Origin of the sequence: Actinoplanes sp. NPDC049802 (assembly GCF_040656595.1) — a bacterium.
GTDB lineage: Bacteria > Actinomycetota > Actinomycetes > Mycobacteriales > Micromonosporaceae > Actinoplanes.
The window spans coordinates 38,653-56,771 of record NZ_JBFAMR010000057.1; the positions used below are offsets into that span (position 1 = coordinate 38,653).

General features: G+C 72.2%; 17 protein-coding genes. 2 read left to right on the forward strand and 15 right to left on the reverse strand.

Annotated elements, in window-relative coordinates; genetic code table 11:
- Positions 1-35 precede the first annotated feature (35 nt).
- The 11 genes from AB0I88_RS30305 to AB0I88_RS30355 form a co-directional block, all read right to left on the reverse strand.
- Positions 36-2,711, reverse strand: a complete 2,676-nt coding sequence (locus tag AB0I88_RS30305) for a hypothetical protein (RefSeq protein WP_361032154.1) — start codon at positions 2,709-2,711, stop codon at positions 36-38.
- Positions 2,712-2,910: 199 nt separating this feature from the next.
- Positions 2,911-4,428 carry a VCBS repeat-containing protein gene (locus AB0I88_RS30310; RefSeq protein WP_361032157.1) on the reverse strand — a complete coding sequence of 506 codons (1,518 nt, stop codon included), beginning with the start codon at positions 4,426-4,428 and terminating at the stop codon, positions 2,911-2,913.
- Between the two features lie 305 nt (positions 4,429-4,733).
- Positions 4,734-5,399, reverse strand: coding sequence for an alpha/beta fold hydrolase (locus AB0I88_RS30315; protein ID WP_361032160.1), 666 nt, complete (start codon positions 5,397-5,399; stop codon positions 4,734-4,736).
- Between the two features lie 195 nt (positions 5,400-5,594).
- Positions 5,595-7,244, reverse strand: a complete 1,650-nt coding sequence (locus AB0I88_RS30320; RefSeq protein WP_361032163.1) for a methyl-accepting chemotaxis protein — start codon at positions 7,242-7,244, stop codon at positions 5,595-5,597.
- A 94-nt stretch (positions 7,245-7,338) separates the two neighbouring features.
- Positions 7,339-8,193, reverse strand: coding sequence for an alpha/beta hydrolase (locus AB0I88_RS30325; RefSeq protein ID WP_361032166.1), 855 nt, complete (start codon positions 8,191-8,193; stop codon positions 7,339-7,341).
- Between the two features lie 50 nt (positions 8,194-8,243).
- Positions 8,244-8,876 carry a GPP34 family phosphoprotein gene (locus AB0I88_RS30330; protein WP_361032169.1) on the reverse strand — a complete coding sequence of 211 codons (633 nt, stop codon included), beginning with the start codon at positions 8,874-8,876 and terminating at the stop codon, positions 8,244-8,246.
- A gap of 1 nt (position 8,877) precedes the next feature.
- Positions 8,878-9,093 carry a hypothetical protein gene (locus AB0I88_RS30335; RefSeq protein WP_361032172.1) on the reverse strand — a complete coding sequence of 72 codons (216 nt, stop codon included), beginning with the start codon at positions 9,091-9,093 and terminating at the stop codon, positions 8,878-8,880.
- A 4-nt stretch (positions 9,094-9,097) separates the two neighbouring features.
- Positions 9,098-10,009 carry an SPFH domain-containing protein gene (locus AB0I88_RS30340; RefSeq protein WP_361032175.1) on the reverse strand — a complete coding sequence of 304 codons (912 nt, stop codon included), beginning with the start codon at positions 10,007-10,009 and terminating at the stop codon, positions 9,098-9,100.
- Positions 10,010-10,363: 354 nt separating this feature from the next.
- A complete protein-coding gene (locus AB0I88_RS30345) occupies positions 10,364-10,954 on the reverse strand; it encodes a maleylpyruvate isomerase family mycothiol-dependent enzyme (protein WP_361032178.1) in 591 nt (196 codons plus the stop codon).
- Entirely contained in the window at positions 10,951-11,391 is a 441-nt protein-coding gene (locus AB0I88_RS30350; RefSeq protein ID WP_361032181.1) for an SRPBCC domain-containing protein, read from the reverse strand. Before AB0I88_RS30350 ends, AB0I88_RS30345 begins: the two co-directional genes overlap by 4 nt.
- Positions 11,388-11,735 carry a metalloregulator ArsR/SmtB family transcription factor gene (locus AB0I88_RS30355; RefSeq protein WP_361032184.1) on the reverse strand — a complete coding sequence of 116 codons (348 nt, stop codon included), beginning with the start codon at positions 11,733-11,735 and terminating at the stop codon, positions 11,388-11,390. The genes AB0I88_RS30350 and AB0I88_RS30355 overlap by 4 nt, the downstream gene beginning before the upstream one ends.
- Before the next feature lie 484 nt (positions 11,736-12,219).
- Between AB0I88_RS30355 and AB0I88_RS30360 the strand changes: the two genes are divergently transcribed.
- Together AB0I88_RS30360 and AB0I88_RS30365 are read left to right on the forward strand one after the other, a co-directional pair.
- A complete protein-coding gene (locus AB0I88_RS30360; protein ID WP_361032187.1) occupies positions 12,220-12,783 on the forward strand; it encodes a PAS domain-containing protein in 564 nt (187 codons plus the stop codon).
- Positions 12,780-13,697, forward strand: a complete 918-nt coding sequence (locus tag AB0I88_RS30365) for a methyl-accepting chemotaxis protein (RefSeq protein WP_361032190.1) — start codon at positions 12,780-12,782, stop codon at positions 13,695-13,697. Before AB0I88_RS30360 ends, AB0I88_RS30365 begins: the two co-directional genes overlap by 4 nt.
- A gap of 30 nt (positions 13,698-13,727) precedes the next feature.
- On the opposite strand, the gene AB0I88_RS30370 is transcribed toward AB0I88_RS30365, so the two are convergent.
- The 4 genes from AB0I88_RS30370 to AB0I88_RS30385 all read right to left on the reverse strand — a co-directional run.
- Positions 13,728-14,723, reverse strand: a complete 996-nt coding sequence (locus AB0I88_RS30370) for an endonuclease/exonuclease/phosphatase family protein (protein ID WP_361032193.1) — start codon at positions 14,721-14,723, stop codon at positions 13,728-13,730.
- 121 nt (positions 14,724-14,844) lie between these two features.
- Positions 14,845-15,801, reverse strand: coding sequence for a nitroreductase family protein (locus AB0I88_RS30375; protein ID WP_361032196.1), 957 nt, complete (start codon positions 15,799-15,801; stop codon positions 14,845-14,847).
- Between the two features lie 153 nt (positions 15,802-15,954).
- Complete coding sequence (gene pflA / locus AB0I88_RS30380; RefSeq protein ID WP_361032199.1) at positions 15,955-16,776, reverse strand: pyruvate formate-lyase-activating protein; 822 nt, start codon at positions 16,774-16,776, stop codon at positions 15,955-15,957.
- On the reverse strand, positions 16,773-18,119 hold a 1,347-nt coding region (locus AB0I88_RS30385; protein ID WP_361032202.1), incomplete at its 5' end, for a pyruvate formate lyase family protein. The genes AB0I88_RS30385 and pflA, both read right to left, overlap by 4 nt.

Consider the following 18,119-nt stretch of genomic DNA (forward strand, 5'->3'; position numbering starts at 1 on the left):
TGCCCGCGGAACCCGCGGGACAGGGGCCGGGCGGCCTAATCGGTGACCGTGCCGTGGATCGGGGGCAGGACCTCCGGGAACCAGGCGTCGGGCGGGTAGAGGTAGGTGTCGAACGTGAGGTGCTCGGCGCCCTCGGCCGTCGCGTCGGTGATCGTCGGAACGGTCACCTCCAGGGTCGTCGTGCCCGGATCGATCGTCAGGAACCGGACGACGCCGCCGGCGGACAGCGGCCGGGACGGTTCCGGGTCCCTGCCGGTGATCTCGGTGAACCAGGCCGGGTCGACGTCGGTGGAGGACAGCTCCGGCCCGGTCTCCGGCTCGCGTGCGATGAGCCCCAGGGTCAGCTCGCCGTCGGCCGGCGCGGACAGGGTGACCGTCCACGCGAGCGGCACGCCCTCGGTCGCGGTGGCGGTCGGCGGGGTGAAGGTGACCTCCGGGATCGGCTCGTCCTCGCGGACGAGGACGCCGCCGTCGTAGTCGCCGACCACCGCGTCGGTGATCGCCTTCGCAGCCAGCGTGTACCGGCGGTCGCCGCCGTACGTGGTGTTGCCGGCCACCGCGATCGGCACCGGGATCCGTGTGGTGCCGGGCTTGATGTCGGCCACCCAGCTCGTCGTCTCGTCGGTGCGGGAGTCGGTGAGGAACAGCCGGATCCGGGCCGCCTCGCCGCCGCGGATCAGTACCGGCACCGTGTAGGTGGTGGGGCCGGAGTCGCCCTCGTCGACGGTCAGATCGCCGACGTCCACGCGGTCGAGGCCGGCGGGGCGCGGCGCCGGCGTGCCGGGACTCCAGGCCCACGCGTCGATCAGCCAGGCGGGGCCGTCACCGCCGGGCGTGATCTCCAGGCTCGCGACGGCACGCACGGCCGGCGGCAGGGGCAGCCGGACCTCCTGCGCCCAGTACGACCACGTGTCGTCGCTGCCGGGCAAGCCGCTGATCGTGGCGGTCCCGAGCTCGGTGCGGCGGCCCCGGTCGTCGGTGACCGCGACGGTGAACGGGGTGGCCGGCGCGTTGGGCGGCACGATCAGGCGCATCGCCAGAGCCTGCGATCCGGCGACCGGCTGAGCCTTCGCCGGGGTCAGAGTGGCGCCGTCGTCGAGCGCGACCGCGTACCGGCCGGGTTCCGGGACGGCGAGCGGAACGAAGTGCGGCGACCCGGACGCCCACTTGCCGTTGTCGATGCAGCCGTCCGCGGGTTCGGCGGGCGCCTGCTCACAGAGCCGGGCCCGCCGCACGCCGAGGCTCGGATCCGGAATGATCACCGCGTCGCGGTTCGCGCCGATCGCATGGGTGAACACCCGAGCCGGCCCGGCCGAGGGCGCCCGCACCCCGGTGCCGTCCAACAGCGGCCGGGCCCGGTCGTCGCCGGCCACGAACAGCCGCGCCGCGGCGGCCAGGTACGTGGCGCCGGCCGTCTGCTGCTGCCCGGCGGTGAGCCGGGCCGGGGAGAGCCCCGCCGTGCACAGCGGATCGTCCTCGAGGAAGAAGTCGTCGAACGCCGGCCCGGCCGCCTGCCCCGGCGTCCATTCGGTGTTGAAGTAGTTGTGGTTGGCGCCGATCATGTACACCGTGCTGTGCAGCGCCCGGCCGGCGCTGACCCCCCGGGTGGCGTCGACGTACATCTGCCCCTGCAGGTCGGAGACGTCGCCGTCGCAGCCGGGCAGGAGCGTCGCCGACGGCACGTCGGGTTGCGGGTTCTGGCCGAAGGCGGTCGGCCCGACGAGGAACAGCCCGCGGATCGTCCAGCGCACCCGGCCCCGGTAGTCGTCCCGGTCGGCGGGCGGTGGGGTGAGGCTGTCCAGCGCGGCCCGGTTGGCGCCTTCGCCGCCGCGCGAGTGGCCCATCAGGAGCACCTTCGACATGTCGGCCCGGGGCGCCTGCCGGACGACGGCGGGCGCGCGGTCCCGGCCGCCGCCCGACCAGTCGGCCCAGCGCGCCAGATGGGTGCGGATCAGCGAGGAACGGGCCTGCGCGCCGCCGTCGGTGTCCACGTCGGCCTGGGCGTTGATGCCGTTCGCCGAGATCGACACGGTGACGTAGCCCTGCGACGCCAGCAATCGCTGCGACTGCAGGTAGCCGCGGTGGCTCGGCACCGGCAGGGTGCCCGCCGGGCACGGCCAGTGCACGATCAGGGTGTCCTCGTCGCCGTCGATGTAGCAGGTCCAGTGGTTGCCGTGCAGGAACAGCGCGAGCGGCCGCTCGCCCGGCGCCCCCTTCGGCGCGACCACGACGGCCCGCATCTCGACGGGCTCCGGATAGGTGGACAACGCGATGCCGGGCAGGGTGTACTCGCCGGTCGTCGTCGCGTACGGCCCCGGGGTTCCCGGGTCGAAGCGGGCGGCCGGCAGCTCCGGCGCGGTCGCCGGTGTGCCGGCCGTGCGGCGCTGCCGGGGCGCTGCCGCGTCCACCCGCTTGCCGCCGATCCGCACCTGAAGGTCGTCGAGCCTGCCCGCACCACCGGGCAGGACGAACGTGCGCAGGTCCGAGCCGCCGCGGGCGCGGCCGAGCAGCCGGTCGCCGGACCAGAACTCGACCGCCGCGCCGCCCGGCGGGATCATCCGCTCACTGGTCCAGGTCAGGCCCCGTTCACCGAGGGACCAGCCGGGTGGCAGCGCGCTCGGCGCGGGTTTCGGCGGGTCCGCCGAGGCGGGCGCCGTCACTCCCATCAGCAGTGCGCTCGCCGTCATCGCGGCGATCAGAGTTCTCCGCATGCGGCCCGTTCTACCGCACACATGCAAACATTTCCCTGGCTCGATGCATTTTTCATTTCCCGGTACGCGTGACCGCGTCCCGTCCGATCAGGACCGTCCCGCCCGTCTGCGCGCGCTCGCTGCCGGGCCCGGCCCGTGCCGCGCCCGCCGGGCTGAGATCGGTGGCCCCGCGAGGCGAGGCGGCCGGGACCGTTCCCGGTCAGCCGCCGAGAATGCGCACCTCGGCACGACCGCTCGCCGTCCCGGTCTTCTGGATCACCGCAAGGTCGGGACGCCCGTCGGCGTTCCAGTCGGTGACGGTGAGGTCGTGACGGTCGTCGATGACGCCCGCCGCGGTGACCGCCGTCGCCAGCCGCTTGCCGAGGCCGGACGCACCGTCGAGAACCCGCAGCTCCGTCTTCTTGCCGGCCGTCCCGGCGGGCCGCACCAGCACGAGGTCGGGGCGCCGGTCACCGTTCCAGTCGGTCACGGCCGCCTCGAGATCGTCGCCCACCGGCTCCGTCGTCGTGATCGGCGGTGTCACCGGCCGCTGGAAGTCCGTCGCGCCGTCCAGGACCTGCACCTCGACCTTTCCGCTGGCGGTGCCGGACGTCTGCGCCATGACGAGGTCGACCTTGCCGTCGGCGTTGAAGTCGGCCGCGGCGAACCGGTGGCGGTCGTCGGTGGCGGGCAACGCGGTGGCGGTCTCCGACGCGAGCCGCCGGAACGCCGACGATCCGTCGAGGATCCGCAGTTCGGTACGGCCGCTCGCGGTGCCGGACCTCTGCACCACCAGCAGGTCGGCCCGTTTGTCGCCGGTGACGTCGGCGGCGAGGTAGGAATGGCGGGCGTCGGTGGGGCCGAGCGGGGTGGCGACGTTCGCCGACAGCGCCGCGAAACTGGTCGCCCCGTCCATCACCCAGACGTCGGTCTTACCGGTGGCCGTGCCGCCGCCCTTGACGACCAGCAGGTCCGGGCGGCCGTCACCACTCCAGTCCGCGGTCAGCACGTCGTGATGGCCCTGGAGCGGGCCCAGCTCGGTCCCCGCGGTGACCAGAGCCCGCTGGAACGGGCCGGCCGCCGCCTTCACCGCCGACGGCGCCGGGCCGACCGCGGTCTGCGCCCACAACGCCGCCACCAGGATCTGCGCGTCGTGCACCTCCGGTGCGTACGCCATCGGGAAGGCCGAGATCTGCACGCGCTGGCAGATCGCTCCGATGTCGCCGGTCATCCACTTGCCGCCCGGGTATTTGCGCAGCATGGCGTCGAGAAACGCCCACGTCGAGTAGCGGGCGTCGGTCAACTGCCCGGGCCGGCCCCAGCCTTGCGAGGGCCGCTGCTGGAACAGCCCGAGGCTGTCGTGGTCGACCGCGGACAGGTAGTTGTGCAGCGTGCTCTCGGTGATGGCGGTGGTCACGGCGATCACCGCCGCCCGCTGCGGCAGCCCACGCTCCTGCACATGGCGGATGATCAAGCGGGCGCACGCGATGTGCCGTCCGGCCACCGACCGGCCGAGCCGGCGGCCGTTCATCGCCGGGCGCACCCGGTCCGCGACGGCCTGGTCGGCCGCGTTCGTGGCGCCGGAGTCACACAGGGCGGCCGGCGCCGCGGCCGCTCTCAGGCCCGTCGCCGGCCCGGCGGCCTGAGCGGAGGCCGGCAGGCAGACCATCCCGGCGGCGAGCGCCGCGGTGACGGCGAGCCGCGGTCCGGTAGCCGGGGACGACGAGCTTTCGGGCATGCGCGGTTTCCTCCAGGCAGAGACGATGCTGAATCAATCTGCCATATTGCCGGGTTCACTAGGAAGTGTCATCCTCGCGCATACCGTCCACCCGCACCGGTTCGGTCCGGACTGCCCGGACATTTCGTCGATTCGCGACAGCCGCTGCGCGCCACGTGATCACGGCGACGGCCCGTCCGGCACGGCCGCCGGCGAGCGGGACGGCGCCTTCGGGCGGTCGCCGGACCGCACGAGAGGCGCCGTCAGAGGTCTCCCCCTGCCCGAGCCGCGCGCCCGGAGAAGGCGCGCGGCTCGCCGCGTCCGGGTCAGCTTCCGAGGAAGGACCTGATCTGGGTGAGCGTCGTGGTGCTGGTCAGGAAGCCGAGGTGGGTCTCGCAGGCCACGTAGTTGTTGGTGGCGCCACTCAGGACGGTGCTGGTGTAGGGGATGATGATGCCGTCACACGGCGAGTACCACGTTGCGTAGCGGGTGCTGCCCGGAGTCTCGTCGCCGGCGCTGAGCGTGTTGATGAACGAGGATCCCGGATACATCTGCTGGCAGGTCACGTAGACGAGGCAGGCGCCCGCGTAGGTGGTGCCGTGGTTGGCGCCGGCGATCGACGCGAGCCGCCGGACGTACTGGGCGCCGCCCAGCTGCTTGACGTACCACAGGCTGACCAGGCCGCCCATCGAGTGGTTCACGATGTCGACCTGGGACGCGCCGGTGCGCGCCCGGACCTGGCTGACGTAACCGGCCAGCCCCTGGGCGTTGGTGATGTTGTTGCCGTAGGAGTTGTACTCGTACGCGAACAGCTCGCTGCCCGCGTAGCCGCCGGCCCGGAACACCGACATCGCGGTGGTCCAGTTCGAGGCGCTTCCGGTGTAACCGTGCACGAAGATCACCGGCGTGCCGGGTGCGGCCGCGGCGGGCGCCGCCGGGATCAGCGCGATCGCGGTCAGCAGAGCGGTGACGAGGACGAGAAGACGGCGCATGAAACCTCCAGGGGACGTTCGGGGGTCTCTGCATCGTCGATGCCATGATTTCGTCACACATCCGTGAAATCGCCGGTGGTCGATCAGCTCGTCCGGGCGGGCGAGCCGGCCCGAAGATCAAGAACTGTCGGGGGTACGCGGAAAGCTCCCCCGAGGTGTGCCGGGCCGGCCAACCGGGTGCGGGGAACCGCGGGATCAGATGCGGAAACGCCCGATGACCTGCTCCAGCTCGGCGCTGATGCCGGCCAGCTCCCGGGCGGTGGTGGCGGCCTCGGCCAGTGACGACGTGGTCGTCTGCGCCGCGGTGGCGACGCCGGTGATCGTAGCGGCGATCTCGGTGCTGCCCTGCGCGGCGTCGCTGACGCTGCGGCTCATCTCGCCGGTGGTCGCGGTCTGTTCCTCGACGGCCGAGGCGATGGTCAGCTGGTAGGCGTTGATCCGCGCGATGATCTGCGAGATCTCGCCGATCGCGGCGACCGCGTTCGCGGTGTCCGACTGGATGGCCTCCACCCGGCGGGAGATGTCGTCGGTGGCGCGCGCGGTCTCCTGGGCGAGGTCCTTCACCTCGCTGGCCACCACGGCGAAGCCCTTGCCCATCTCGCCGGCGCGCGCCGCCTCGATGGTGGCGTTGAGAGCGAGCAGGTTCGTCTGCTCGGCGATCGCGGTGATCGTCTTGACGACGTTGCCGATCTCCGCACTGGAGTCCCCCAGTTTGGAGACGGTGGCGTTGGTGTTCTCGGCGACGCCCACCGCCTCGGAGGCGACCCGGGCCGCCTCGTTGGCGCTCTCGGCGATCTCGCGGATGGAGACGCCCATCTCCTCGCTGCCGGAGGCGACGGTCTGCACGTTGGAGGAGACGGTGCCGGCCGCGGCGGCGACCGCGTCGGCCCGGCCGGCGGCCTGCCGTGCCGACTCGCCGATCCGGTCGGTGGCGGTGGTGAGCCGCCGGGTGCTCTGCCCCAGGATCTGGGAACTGCTGGTGAGGTGCCCGACCATGTCGCGCAGCCCGTCGCGGGCGGTGTTGACGGCCACCGCCATGCCGCCGAGCTCGTCACGGACCTGGACCTCCGCCGGCACGGTGAGATCGCCGCGGGCGACGGCGGCCAGCGACATGGAGACGCTGCCGAGCTGCCGGACGATGACCCGGCGGACGAACGCGGCGAGGCCGACGGCGAGGACCAGCGCGATCGCCATGAACGCGATCATCTGGTTGCGGGCGCTCTCGTACGAGCTCTGGGCGGCCGCCGCCACCTGTGCGGACTCGGTGTCCTCGGTGCGCTGGAGCTCGGCGATGGCGTCCTTGAACTCGGTCTGGGTCCGGGTCCACACGGTGGCGATCTGGTCGGCGGCGGGCACCGCGAACCCGGCGGGCGGCGCCTCCCGGAACAGCACCGCGTCGCGCAGGTTCCGGAAGTAGGCGAACGCGTCGCCGACCCGCTGCGCGGCGGCCGTGCGCTCCGGTGATCCGGCGGCCAGCCGCTGGTAGGCGCCGAGCGCGGCCTCGAACGCGTCGTCGGCGTCCTGGACCAGCGCACGGGAGGTGGGCTTCCGCGCGGCGGAGACGGACACCCACCCGAACACGTTCTGCCACGAGTCGCTGGAGGCGCCGCGCAGCGTGCTGAGCTGCACGAGAGCGTCCACGTGCGCGGTCTTCATGTTTTTGATGTCCTGGTTGAGGCTGTTCATCCGGTTGATCGACAGCACCCCGATGGCGAGCGCGGCGAGCGCGACCGCCAGCACCGACACGTAGATCTTCGTGCCGACACGCTGGTCCGCGAGCAGCCCGGACACGGGATTGCGCCCGGCGGTGACCTGATCCGGCGTCGGCCGTGCCCCCACGCTCATCGATTCGCCTCTCCCGGGTGGTCGAGATCCGTGCCTGTCCTTTCCGTTCCTATCGGTACGCCGTGAGCGTGCGTGAGGGTTTCGTCCGCCGCCGTCACGGGCCGGTAGGCTCCGAGGCGACCGGCGCCGCGAAGAAGTCGGCCAGCGCGCCGACCAGGTGCTGCGGGGCCCGGTTGAGACCGTCGTGTGCCGCGCGCGGCACCACCAGCGTGCGGGCGTGCGGCATGACCCGGGCCAGCGCCTCGTTGGTCGGCCGGTAGTAGGACGGCCCGTCGGCGCCGCAGGCCAGCAGCACCTCGGCGTCGATGCCGGCCCACTGCTGCGGCGGGCCGTCGTGGCGGTGGATCAGGGCGGCCTCGTCGAGGGTGGTCGGCAGCAGCTCGCCCATCGCCCGGCCGATGGACGTGCGCAGGAACAGCCGGCAGACGGCGACCTGGAGGCCGAGCGGCAGGCGGGACGCCGCCTGATGGGTGTTGATGCCGGCCGAGGTGATCGCCATGGCGCGGGCGACGTCGCCGGCCAGCGCCGCCTCTCGCGCGGCGGGCAGCCACGCGGTCGGGGTCATCCCGTCGACCTGGACCGCCGGGTCGTAGAGCGCGAGCCGGCGGATCGGCAGCCGCCGCACGGCGGCCCGCAGGGCGATGAAACCGCCCCCGCTGTGACCGATCACGTTGCCGGCGCCGGTGTGTGCGAGCAGCGCCGCGAGGTCGTCGATGTCCTGCTCACCGTCGTAGGGCTCGGCGCGGGCCGCGGCGTCGGCCCGGCCGCGCCGGTTGTAGAGGTGCACGGTGAACCGGTCGGCGAGCCGGACGGCGAGGCGCCTGTACATCTCCAGGGTGACGCCGCCGCCGTGCACGACGACGACGTCCGGCCCGGCGCCGACGGAGTGCAGGACGATCTCTGCTCCGTCAGCCGCCGGCACCCGTCGCACGGTCCAGCTCTGTTCCATGGTCACCCTCCCGAAAACTGCGAACGCCGTTTGCAGTTTCACTATAGCGGCTACACGGCGCCCTCGCCCAGGGCCGCCTCCCGGATCGCGGCGCGCAGAGCGGCCCCGACCGGTCCGCTGAGCTCGGTCAGCTCCTTGATCCGCCGCTTGTGGGCACGCCTCGCCTTGCGGTCGAGGACCAGACCGAGACCTCCCCCGGCGATCACCGCCACGAGCGCCGCGTCGGCGGGGTCGACCCGGCCGACGGGCTTCCTCAGGGCGTCGCCGACCCGGCCGAGAAGCGCCTTGCGGACACGGGGATCACGGATCGTCACCCTGGTCGCCGGAAAGAGCCCGAGAATCCGGTACGGCTGGAGGCGAACCCAGCCGTCGCCGCCGAGCTGGGCCCGCACCGCCTTGACCATGGCTCTCTGGCGATGACCGATCCAGTGCTGCCATCTGCGCGGCCTGGACCCGGCGACCTCCTGGCGGAGCGCCTCGAGAACCGGATCGTCGCAGGGACGGCGGCCTTCGACGGCGACGGCACGGCCACGCTCGTCGGTGAGGTGGCCGGAGGCGAACAGGTCGGCCAGAGCGGCCGCGCGGAGCATCAGGCCGAGCTCGGTGCCCCACCGGACCCGGCCCTTGCCGGGGTCGTGGGCCAGCAGGTAGACGCATTGTGGAAGGCTGCCGGGAACGTGCATGTCATTCCTCCTCCGGCTCGGGTGCGGCGGAAGGCCTGCCGGGCCCTCGCATCCGGCCGACCCCACCGGGCAGGCGGCCGGCGTCGGCGAGGGCCTTGCGCAACAGATACTCGATCTGCGCGTTCGTGCTCCGAAGCTCGTCGCCGGCCCAGCGCGCCAGCGCGTCGTGCACGGCGGGGTCGAGCCGGAGAAGCAGCTTCTTGCGCTCGGTGGCCATGCGGTCAGGAATAGAGGGTTCCCGCGTTGACCACGGGCTGAGCGTCTCTGTCGCCGCACAGGACGACCAGCAGATTGCTGACCATCGCGGCCTTGCGCTCCTCGTCGAGGTCGACCACCTCGTTCTCGGCCAGGCGCAGCAGCGCCATCTCCACCATGCCCACGGCGCCCTCGACGATCCGGGCGCGGGCGGCGACGATCGCGTTCGCCTGCTGACGGCGGAGCATGGCGTGGGCGATCTCCGGCGAGTAGGCGAGGCGGGTCAGCCGGGACTCGATGATCGACACCCCGGCGGCCGCCACCCGCACCCCGATCTCCTCGGAAAGCCGGGCGGTGATCTCGTCGGCGTTGTCGCGCAGCGACATCCGGGTGGAGTCGTGGGAGTCGTAGGAGTAACTGTTCGCGATGTGCCGCACCGCGGTCTCCGCCTGGATCGCGACGAACTCGATGAAGTCGTCCACCTCGAACACCGCGCGGGCGGTGTCCTCGACCTGCCAGACGACGACGGCCGCGATCTCGATCGGGTTGCCGTCGGCGTCGTTGACCTTGAGCACGTCGGTCTCGTGGTTGCGGATCCGGGTGGAGATCTTGCGCCGGGCGGTCAGCGGGTTGACCCAGCGGAGCCCGTCGGTGCGCACCGTCCCGGTGTAGCGGCCGAGAAGCTGGACGACACGGGCCTCACCCGGCGCGACCGGCGTGAGACCGACCAGCGCGGCCAGACCGGCCAGCCCGAGCAGGAACGCCACGCCGAGCAGAACGCCGACCATCGCGTCGCTCTCCTGCTGAACGCCGGTGACGAAGGCGGCGAAGGCGGCGAGGAGGGCCAGCAGCGCCAGCCCGAGGACCGGCCAGCCCGAGGCGTCCCGGGCGGCGTGCTCACGAACCTGCGGGGCGGGCAGGTCGAGGTGATTGGTCATGTGGAGGGCTCCTTCCCCGTAACGATGTCTCGACAGTAGCAATGTGATATCACATTTTCAACCCGTCCCGGACTCACCCGGCACAGGCGCCACATCCGCGACCCGTGACGCTCCGCCCCCGATGAACTCGTGTATGGCCACGGCGGCAGGACACCTGCCGCGCCCCGGGCAGCGGCAGGGTGGCGGGCGGTGGCAGGGTGGCCGGCGGTGGCGGGATCGCCGGGCACGGGCACGGCAGCGGCAGGATCGCCCGGCACGGGCTCCGGGCCTCCGGCGGATGTGGCCATGACGGCATCGACGCCGGAGGCTCGCCGACAACGGCCGGCGAGCCTCCGGCGCATCCGCGCCGGCCCGTCAGGCGCGGGGCAGAGCGCGGCCGTCGGGCAGGGTACGCCCGCTCAGAAGCGCCACCAGGGCGCCACTGTCCGCCTGGAGGGGCCGCCCGGTGCCCCATGCCCAGGTGATGTCGGTGGCTTCGAGGCGGACGCCACTCAGGTTCGTTCCGAACATCGTGCCGCCGGCGGCGGTGAGCAGGCCGAGCACCGCGACACGCGCCTCGGCCGGAGCGACGGCGGGCCGGTCCAGGGCGACGGTCACGTCCAGGGAGTGGATGACGGCGTGGCTCAGCGCGCCGGCCGCCCCACCGCCCGGCGGCTGCCACGTGTGCAGCCGCGGCGACCGGAGCCGGCCGAGGAGGTCGGCGGTGGGCAGCGCGCCGTCCCGGGCGGCCACGGTGTCGGAGAGGACGGTGAAGTCGCCGCCGGCGGCCGCCATCTCGGCTCCGAACCGCTCCGGAGTCAGCCACACCGGCATCGTCAGATGGGCGATCACATGACGGACCAGCCACCCGTCGCACAGCGACGGGGCGTCCCAGACCGGCTCCGGCGCGGCGGCGAGGAGGCCGGCGAGCCGTTCGTACGTGTGCGCGACCAGGGCGCCGGTCATGACCGGTCTTCCCGGGTGTGCGTGGCGAGATGCTCCTCGAGCCGGTCGAGGGAGGTGAGGAATCCGGCGCGGGCCTCGGGCGTGCGCATCGCCTCGGGCACGTGCCGCTGGCGGATGACGACCTCGGTAGTGCCGTCACCCAGGTCGCCGAGAGTGCTGGTGGTCCGCATCCCGCTGAACGGCTCCACCCAGGCGAGCCGCTCGGGCGGGACGACCTCGGTGAACACGGCGACCATCCGGTGGCTGCCGTGTGCACCGATCATCAGGGTCTCGAAGCGGCCGCCGGGGCGCAGCTCGACGATGATGCCGTCGGCCGGGGTGACCGTTCCCCGGGGACCCCAGAAGCGCGCCAGCTCGGAGGGCACGGTCAGGCACCGCCACACCAGCTCGCGGGGCGCGTGCAGGATCCGCTGGTGGATGAGCTCGTCGACGCTCACCGGGCCTCACCCTCCCGCAGCTCGGCCAGGCGGGTCTCCAGCCGGTCCATCCGGTCGGACCAGGTACGCCGGCTCTCCTCGATCCAGGAGGCCGCGGTCTCGAGGACGGCGGGTTCCAGCCGGCACGGCCGGGTCTGCCGGTGGCGGCCGCGGCTGATCAGCCCGGATCGTTCGAGCACGCCGAGATGCTGTGACACGGCCTGCATGGTCATCGTGTAGTGCTCGGCCAGCTCCTTGACGGTGGCGTCGCCCGCGCTGAGCCGGACGACGATGTCGCGCCGGGTGCGGTCGCTGAGCGCCGCGAAGAGGGCGTCCAGGCGCTGTTCCGCTACTGTGTGCTCCATCCCCGTACTAAAGCAGTTGCTTTATAAAGGGTCAACTGGAGCTAGGGTTGCCGTGTTCCCCGGCAAGCGTTACCAGGACCGGAAGCTGCTTCAGCCGCTGAAGCACTCCCGTCACGGTGGTGGTCTCGGTCCGTAAACGGATCACTTGGCGGCCGTGGTCTCTCGGCGTGCCCGGCAAGGCGGGGTGGCACGTCCCGCTCGTCACCGGCGACGGCGCCGGTGATCCCGGTCGCGGGAGCGCCCATCCGGCGGATCCGCCGGTGACCGATTAGGCCTCCCGCACAGTCGGTGTTGCTCGCCGGAGGACGCGTTCGCCGTGCCGGACAGCGCGCCGCGACGGGCGCACCGTCACGTACCCCCTGCGGGGTGAATGGTCCCCGGTGTCCGGTTCGGGACCTTCGGCTGGAACTAGGGCAGAGATGTCATATGAGCCCGGGGCCCGCCGAATGGCCCGTCACACGGGTACTTCGGCGAACGGAGAAACATGCGAGAAGCGAAGGTCACCCCCACCGGTGTCGAGAGGACGTTCGACGAGGACCGGCTGATCGTGACCAAGACCGACCGCAAGGGCATCATCACGTACGCGAACGCCATGTTTCTCGAGGTCTCCGCACTCACCGAGCGGGAGGTGCTCGGTCAGCCGCACAACGTGATCCGCCACCCGGAAATGCCGCGCTGTGTGTTCCAGTTGCTGTGGGAGCGCATCTCCCACCAGAAGGAGATCTTCGCGTACGTGGTGAACCTCGCCGCCGACGGCGCGCACTATTGGGTGCTCGCGCACGTCACCCCGTCACTCGATCCGGCCGGCTCCATCGTCGGCTACCACTCCAGCCGGCGGCTGCCGCAGCGCAAGGCGGTGCAGGAGGTTCAGGCGGTGTACGCGAAGCTCCGGGCCGAGGAGGCTCGCCACTCCCGGCCCGCCGACGCGGTGGCTGCTTCCGCCGACTTGCTGCGGGCGACCCTCGCCGAGCGCGGACAGACCTACGATCAGTTCGTGTGGGCTCTTACCGAGATCGCCCCGGTGGATGAGGTTGTGACACGCCGATGAGACTTTTCGCCAGAAGCGCGGCACAGCCCGACGTCGCCACCGACGAACAGGCCCGCTACCGCGACGCGGTGGCACGGGTGGTGGCCACGCTCAGGGCGCTGCACCAGGGCGACTTCGAGGCGCGGGTGCCCGCCCTGGACGGCGCTCCCGAACTGAAGGAGCTGCGCGACGTGCTGAACGAGTTCATCGACATCAACGACGCCTTCATCCGCGAGTCGGCCGCTTCGCTCTCCGCCGCGAGCCAGGGCGAATATCATCGCCGGTTCCTGACGCGCGGCATGAAGGGCGCCTACCGCAACGCCGCTGAGCGGATCGACACCGGCCGCGAGCAGATGAGCGACACCGCCGACACCCTGGCCCAGGGCGAACGGGACCGAGCCGAACTCGCCGACCGGATCCAGTTGGTGGCCGAGCAGGTCGCCGCCGCCTCCACGGAACTGGGCGCCTCCGCCGACACCCTGGCCGGCTCGGCCCGGCGGGTGGTGGGCCGGACGGACGCCGCGGTGCTCACCGTCGAGGCGCTGCGCACCTCGTCGGAACAGATCCAGCAGGCCGTCCTGCTGATCAAGCACATCGCCGCGCAGACCCGGCTGCTGGCGCTCAACGCGACCATCGAGGCGGCCCGCGCGGGCGCGAGCGGGCGTGGCTTCGCGGTCGTGGCCAACGAGGTGAAGACGCTGGCCGACATGGTCAACCAGTCGTCCGACGACATCGCCGCCCAGGTCGCCACGGCCCAGCACACGGCCGGCGACGCCGCGGAGGCGATCCACGAGATCGCCGTCCTGGTCGCCGAGATGGATCAGCAGGTCGGTGGGGTGGCGATCGCCGCCAACGGAGACGGCAGCGGTCAGCACGGCCTATCCCAGATGGCGGAGTCCCTGCGTGGCGAGATCGAGCATCTGGCCGCCGGCTGACCGCGCCCGCCGCGCCTTCCGGCCGGGACGTCAGCCGGCCGTGGGGATCGTCAGCGAGGCCAGAACGGCGCGATGGTCGGAGTGCCGCACGGTGTGCACCCGCAGGTCGCGCACCCCGATCCGCTCGTCGACCAGCACGTGGTCGATCGTCACCAGCCCGGAGGAACCGTCGAAGGACGGCCAGGTGGGGGTCAGGCCCTCGCCCACGGCGTCGGCCGCGTCACGGTAGCCGGTGTCGATCAGGTCCCGCAGCTCCTCGTGGTCGAGGGTGGCGTTGAAGTCGCCGAGCAGGATCGGAAGCGGCCCGTCCCCGCCGGCGTGCGGCTGTTCCCGCAGGTCGGCGGCCCATCGCGGATACATCTCCGGGCCGACCGGCGCGAGCGGGTGCACCGACTCGACGTGCACCGCGACGGCGCCGGCCGGCTGGATCGTCGCGAACGCCTGCTGGAAGCCACCGTCGTTGCGGCGGGTCGCCTGCGTCAGCATCGGATAGCGCGAGTAGAGGCCGGAGCCGCCCGCGTCAGTCGCCGCGGAGAGCTGCTGATAGGGCAGCAACTGCCCGATGCCGGCCGCTTTCAGGGCCGCCTCGCCGCCGGGCGTGAACTCCTGCACGGCGAGCACGGCCACGTCGTTGTCCCGGACGAGCTGGACGATCTGCGCCGGGTCGGCCTCGCCGTAGAGGGTGTTGAGGGTGAGCACCCGCAGCGCGACCCCGTCGGACGGGCCCTTGTCGAGGTCGGGCACGGCACGGGGCAGCACACAGGCGCCCATGCCGGCGGCGACCAGCCCGGCCACGACGGCGGCCCGCCACCGTTTGGCGGCCAGGGCACCCAGGAACGGGATCACGGTCCAGGCGGCGACGAACGGGGTCCCGGCGAAGAAGGTGATCAGCGGGCCGCGCTCGAGTCCGAAGGCCCGCCCCAGGAGCCAGAGGGTACCGGGGGCCAGCGTCACCCAGATCAGCACGGAGAGGGCGACGCGGCGCCGTTTCGGGCGCTTCTCCGGCGGCGCGTCGGTCGTCGTCATGGCGGCAAAGCTAGCCAGTGACCGCTGACAGAACCCTGTGACAGCGGCCGAAGTCACACCATCGCCCCGGGTCGATCCCGGCGCGTTCCGATCCGCCGGAGCCGACCTCGGCGGCCGGCGCTCACTCCAGGACTTCGCCGACCGGGCGGCGCGGGGTCGCGGCGGCCGGCGCCGCATAGCCCAGCCGGATGATCATCTGTGGCCAGCGGTGGTCGCCCGCGCCGGTGAGCATCGCGCGTACCGCCGGCACCTCGAGCGGCTGGCTGATCGGCGTGGTCGCCAGATGCAGGTGGGTGGCGGTCAGCAGGACCCGCTGCAGCGCCTGCCCGGCCCGGATCCAGTCGGCCGGCCCGTCGCCGCCGGTGGCCAGCACGACGATCGCCGGATGCGGCTCGAAACGCTCGGAGGGCCGGAACGGCTGCCGGTGCACCAGCCCGAAGTCACGGATCGGCATGTGCTCCAGGGCGTCCCACGGCCCGAACGCGGTCGGCGGGATGCCGTCGCGGCGGTTCGGGCCGGGCCGGGTCCACCGGCCGAGCTCGGCCCGGTAGCCGCCGCGCCCGCCCAGCCGCGCCTCGGCGACCTGGGACAGCCCGATGATCGCGTCACGGCTGACCGCGCCCGCCACGGTGAGCGTCGCGCCTTCCCGTGCCGCCGCCCCGATCAGCTGCTCCATGATGTCGGCGGGGACCACGGCGTCGGTGAACGGGCGCCGGTTGGTGTGCCGGGCCGGGATCGCCGCCGCCAGGACACCGACCTCCTCCGGTGGTGTGGTGACCTGGTCCGCCCGGATCCGGGCCACCAGATCCGGGTGTTCCGGGTCGGGCAGCACCGACACCTCGGGGTCCCGGCCCCGCACGCCGATCGCGAGACGCAGCGTGAACACCGCGGCGCCGACGCTGATCAGCAGTTCCCGTCCGGCCGGGTCGAGGACGTCGAGCTGCCGGCGGCGGTCGGCGTACACCTCGACCGCGCCGTCGACGATCCGGAACCGCCACGGCTGGCTGTTGTGCAGTGACGGCGCGAGCGCCGCGGTCTGCACGCAGTGGGTGAGAGTCAGTCGGTCGAGCGGTGTCACGGCACGCCTCCCTCGCGGATGAGGGCGGAATTCGTACGCCTCGCCGGTGTACGGTTCGGGCCTCTTCCTCTTCGGAAGTTATCTCGGCGGTGACCCGCGCGGACAGGACCGTCCGGCTCACCGGCCGGGTCCATCGGGCCCGGCCGGCGACGGTCAGGCGACGGTGACACGCAGACCGCGCTGTGAGAAGTGCCCGGCCGCCGTGGCCAGCTGCTCCGCGGTCGGCGGGACGGTGTCCGTCAGCGGGTAGCGCATCCCCAGCTCCCGGTACTTGGCGACGCCGAGACGGTGGTAGCCGAGGATGTCGACCTGTTCCACGTTGCCGCCGTCGTCGGTGCTGCCCCAGCGGGCGGCGTGGTCGGCGACCCCGGCGATGTTGTCCGGGTCGTCGGTCAGGCCGGGCACCAGCACGAACCGGACCCGGACCCGATTGCCGCGGGCGGCCAGCCGGTCCCCGAAGTCGATGGTCGGGTGCAGGGCCACACCGGTCACCTTGCGGTACGTGACCGGGTCGCTGGACTTGACGTCCAGCAGCACCAGGTCGGTGTCGTCGAGCAGTTGGTCGCCGGCGCGGGCGCCGAGGAACCCGGCGGTGTCGAGGGCGGTGTGCATGCCCTCCTCCTTGCAGCGGCGCAGGTACGCCTCGACGAAGTGGTTCTGCAGCAGCGGCTCGCCGCCGGAGACGGTCACCCCGCCGCCCGACGCCTGGATGAACCGTTTGAAGCTGAGCATCTTGGCGACCAGGTCGTCGAGGGTCACGTGCTGGCCGTTACGGCCCTCCCAGGTGTCCGGGTTGTGGCAGTACAGGCAGCGCAGGTGGCAGCCGGCGAGGAAGGTGACGAAGCGGGTGCCGGGCCCGTCAGCGGCGGTGACGACGTCCCAGGAGTGCACCGACGCGACCGGCACCCCGTGCGGCGGGTGCGTCCCGACCGGGGTGATGCCCAGGTCGGGACGCTGAATGTCGCCCCCGGTCACAGCGCGCCGTGGAAGGTGCGGGAGATGACGTCGCGCTGCTGCTCCTCGGTGAGCCGCACGAAGTTGACCGCGTACCCGGAGACCCGGATGGTCAGCTGCGGGTAGTTCTCCGGATGCGCCATGGCGTCCTCCAGGGTGGCCCGGTCGAGCACGTTGACGTTCATGTGGAAGCCGTCGACCGACGTGTAGCCGTCGAGCACGCCGACGAGGTTGCGGACCCGTTCGTCGCGGGTGTTGCCGAGCCCGTTCGGGGTGACCGTGGTGGTCAGCGAGATGCCGTCCTGGGCGTGCTCGTACGGCAGTTTCGCCACCGACAGCGCCGCGGCGACCATGCCGTGCGAGTCACGGGCGTTCATCGGGTTGGCGCCCGGGGCGAACGGCTGCCCGGCCCGGCGGCCGTCCGGGGTGTTGCCGGTGTGCTTTCCGTAGACGACGTTCGAGGTGATGGTCAGCACCGACTGGGTGTGCACGGCGCCCCGGTGGGTGGGGTGCTTGCGGATCTTCGCCATGAACGACTCGACCAGTTCGGCGGCGATGGCGTCGGCACGGTCGTCGTTGTTGCCGTAGGTGGGGAACGCCCCGTCGACGGTGTAGTCCACGATCAGGCCGCGGTCGTCACGGACCGGCCGGACGCTCGCGTGCTTGATCGCCGACAGCGAGTCGGCGGCCACCGACAGGCCGGCGATACCGCACGCCAGGGTACGCAGGATGTCGGTGTCGTGCAGGGCCATCTCGATGCGCTCGTACGCGTACCGGTCGTGCATGTAATGGATGATGTTGAGGGCGTTGACGTAGGTGGCGGCCAGCCATTCCATCATCGTGTCGAACCGCTGCGCGACGGTGTCGTAGTCGAGCACGTCACCGGTCAGGGGCGGCAGCTCGGGCCCGACCTGGGCGCCGGAGTTCTCGTCGCGGCCGCCGTTGATCGCGTACAGCAGGGTCTTCGCCAGATTGACGCGGGCGCCGAAGAACTGCATCTGCTTGCCGACCGCCATCGCGGACACGCAGCAGGCGATCGCCGTGTCGTCGCCGAAGCGGGGCCGCATCAGCTCGTCGTTCTCGTACTGGATGGCGCTGGTGTCGATCGACACCCGCGCACAGAAGTCCTTGAAGCCCTGCGGCAGCAGCGGCGACCAGAAGACGGTCAGGTTCGGTTCCGGGGCGGGGCCGAGGTTGTAGAGGGTCTGCAGGTAGCGGAAGCTGGTCCGGGTGACCAGGGGGCGGTTGTCGGCGCCGATGCCGCCGATCGACTCGGTGACCCAGGTGGGGTCGCCGGAGAACAGCTCGTCGTATTCGGGGGTGCGCAGGAAGCGGATGATTCGCAGCTTGATGACGAAGTCGTC

Bases quoted from the DNA above. Each gene is read 5' to 3' on its own strand.
- AB0I88_RS30310 (WP_361032157.1), bottom strand. From the start codon at position 4,428: ATGCCCGAAAGCTCGTCGTCCCCGGCTACCGGACCGCGGCTCGCCGTC.
- AB0I88_RS30335 (WP_361032172.1), bottom strand. From the start codon at position 9,093: ATGGCCACCGAGCGCAAGAAGCTGCTTCTCCGGCTCGACCCCGCCGTG.
- AB0I88_RS30355 (WP_361032184.1), bottom strand. From the start codon at position 11,735: ATGGAGCACACAGTAGCGGAACAGCGCCTGGACGCCCTCTTCGCGGCG.
- AB0I88_RS30340 (WP_361032175.1), bottom strand. From the start codon at position 10,009: ATGACCAATCACCTCGACCTGCCCGCCCCGCAGGTTCGTGAGCACGCC.
- AB0I88_RS30360 (WP_361032187.1), top strand. From the start codon at position 12,220: ATGCGAGAAGCGAAGGTCACCCCCACCGGTGTCGAGAGGACGTTCGAC.
- AB0I88_RS30330 (WP_361032169.1), bottom strand. From the start codon at position 8,876: ATGCACGTTCCCGGCAGCCTTCCACAATGCGTCTACCTGCTGGCCCAC.
- AB0I88_RS30320 (WP_361032163.1), bottom strand. From the start codon at position 7,244: ATGAGCGTGGGGGCACGGCCGACGCCGGATCAGGTCACCGCCGGGCGC.
- AB0I88_RS30315 (WP_361032160.1), bottom strand. From the start codon at position 5,399: ATGCGCCGTCTTCTCGTCCTCGTCACCGCTCTGCTGACCGCGATCGCG.
- AB0I88_RS30365 (WP_361032190.1), top strand. From the start codon at position 12,780: ATGAGACTTTTCGCCAGAAGCGCGGCACAGCCCGACGTCGCCACCGAC.
- AB0I88_RS30325 (WP_361032166.1), bottom strand. From the start codon at position 8,193: ATGGAACAGAGCTGGACCGTGCGACGGGTGCCGGCGGCTGACGGAGCA.
- AB0I88_RS30370 (WP_361032193.1), bottom strand. From the start codon at position 14,723: ATGACGACGACCGACGCGCCGCCGGAGAAGCGCCCGAAACGGCGCCGC.
- AB0I88_RS30305 (WP_361032154.1), bottom strand. From the start codon at position 2,711: ATGCGGAGAACTCTGATCGCCGCGATGACGGCGAGCGCACTGCTGATG.
- AB0I88_RS30345 (WP_361032178.1), bottom strand. From the start codon at position 10,954: ATGACCGGCGCCCTGGTCGCGCACACGTACGAACGGCTCGCCGGCCTC.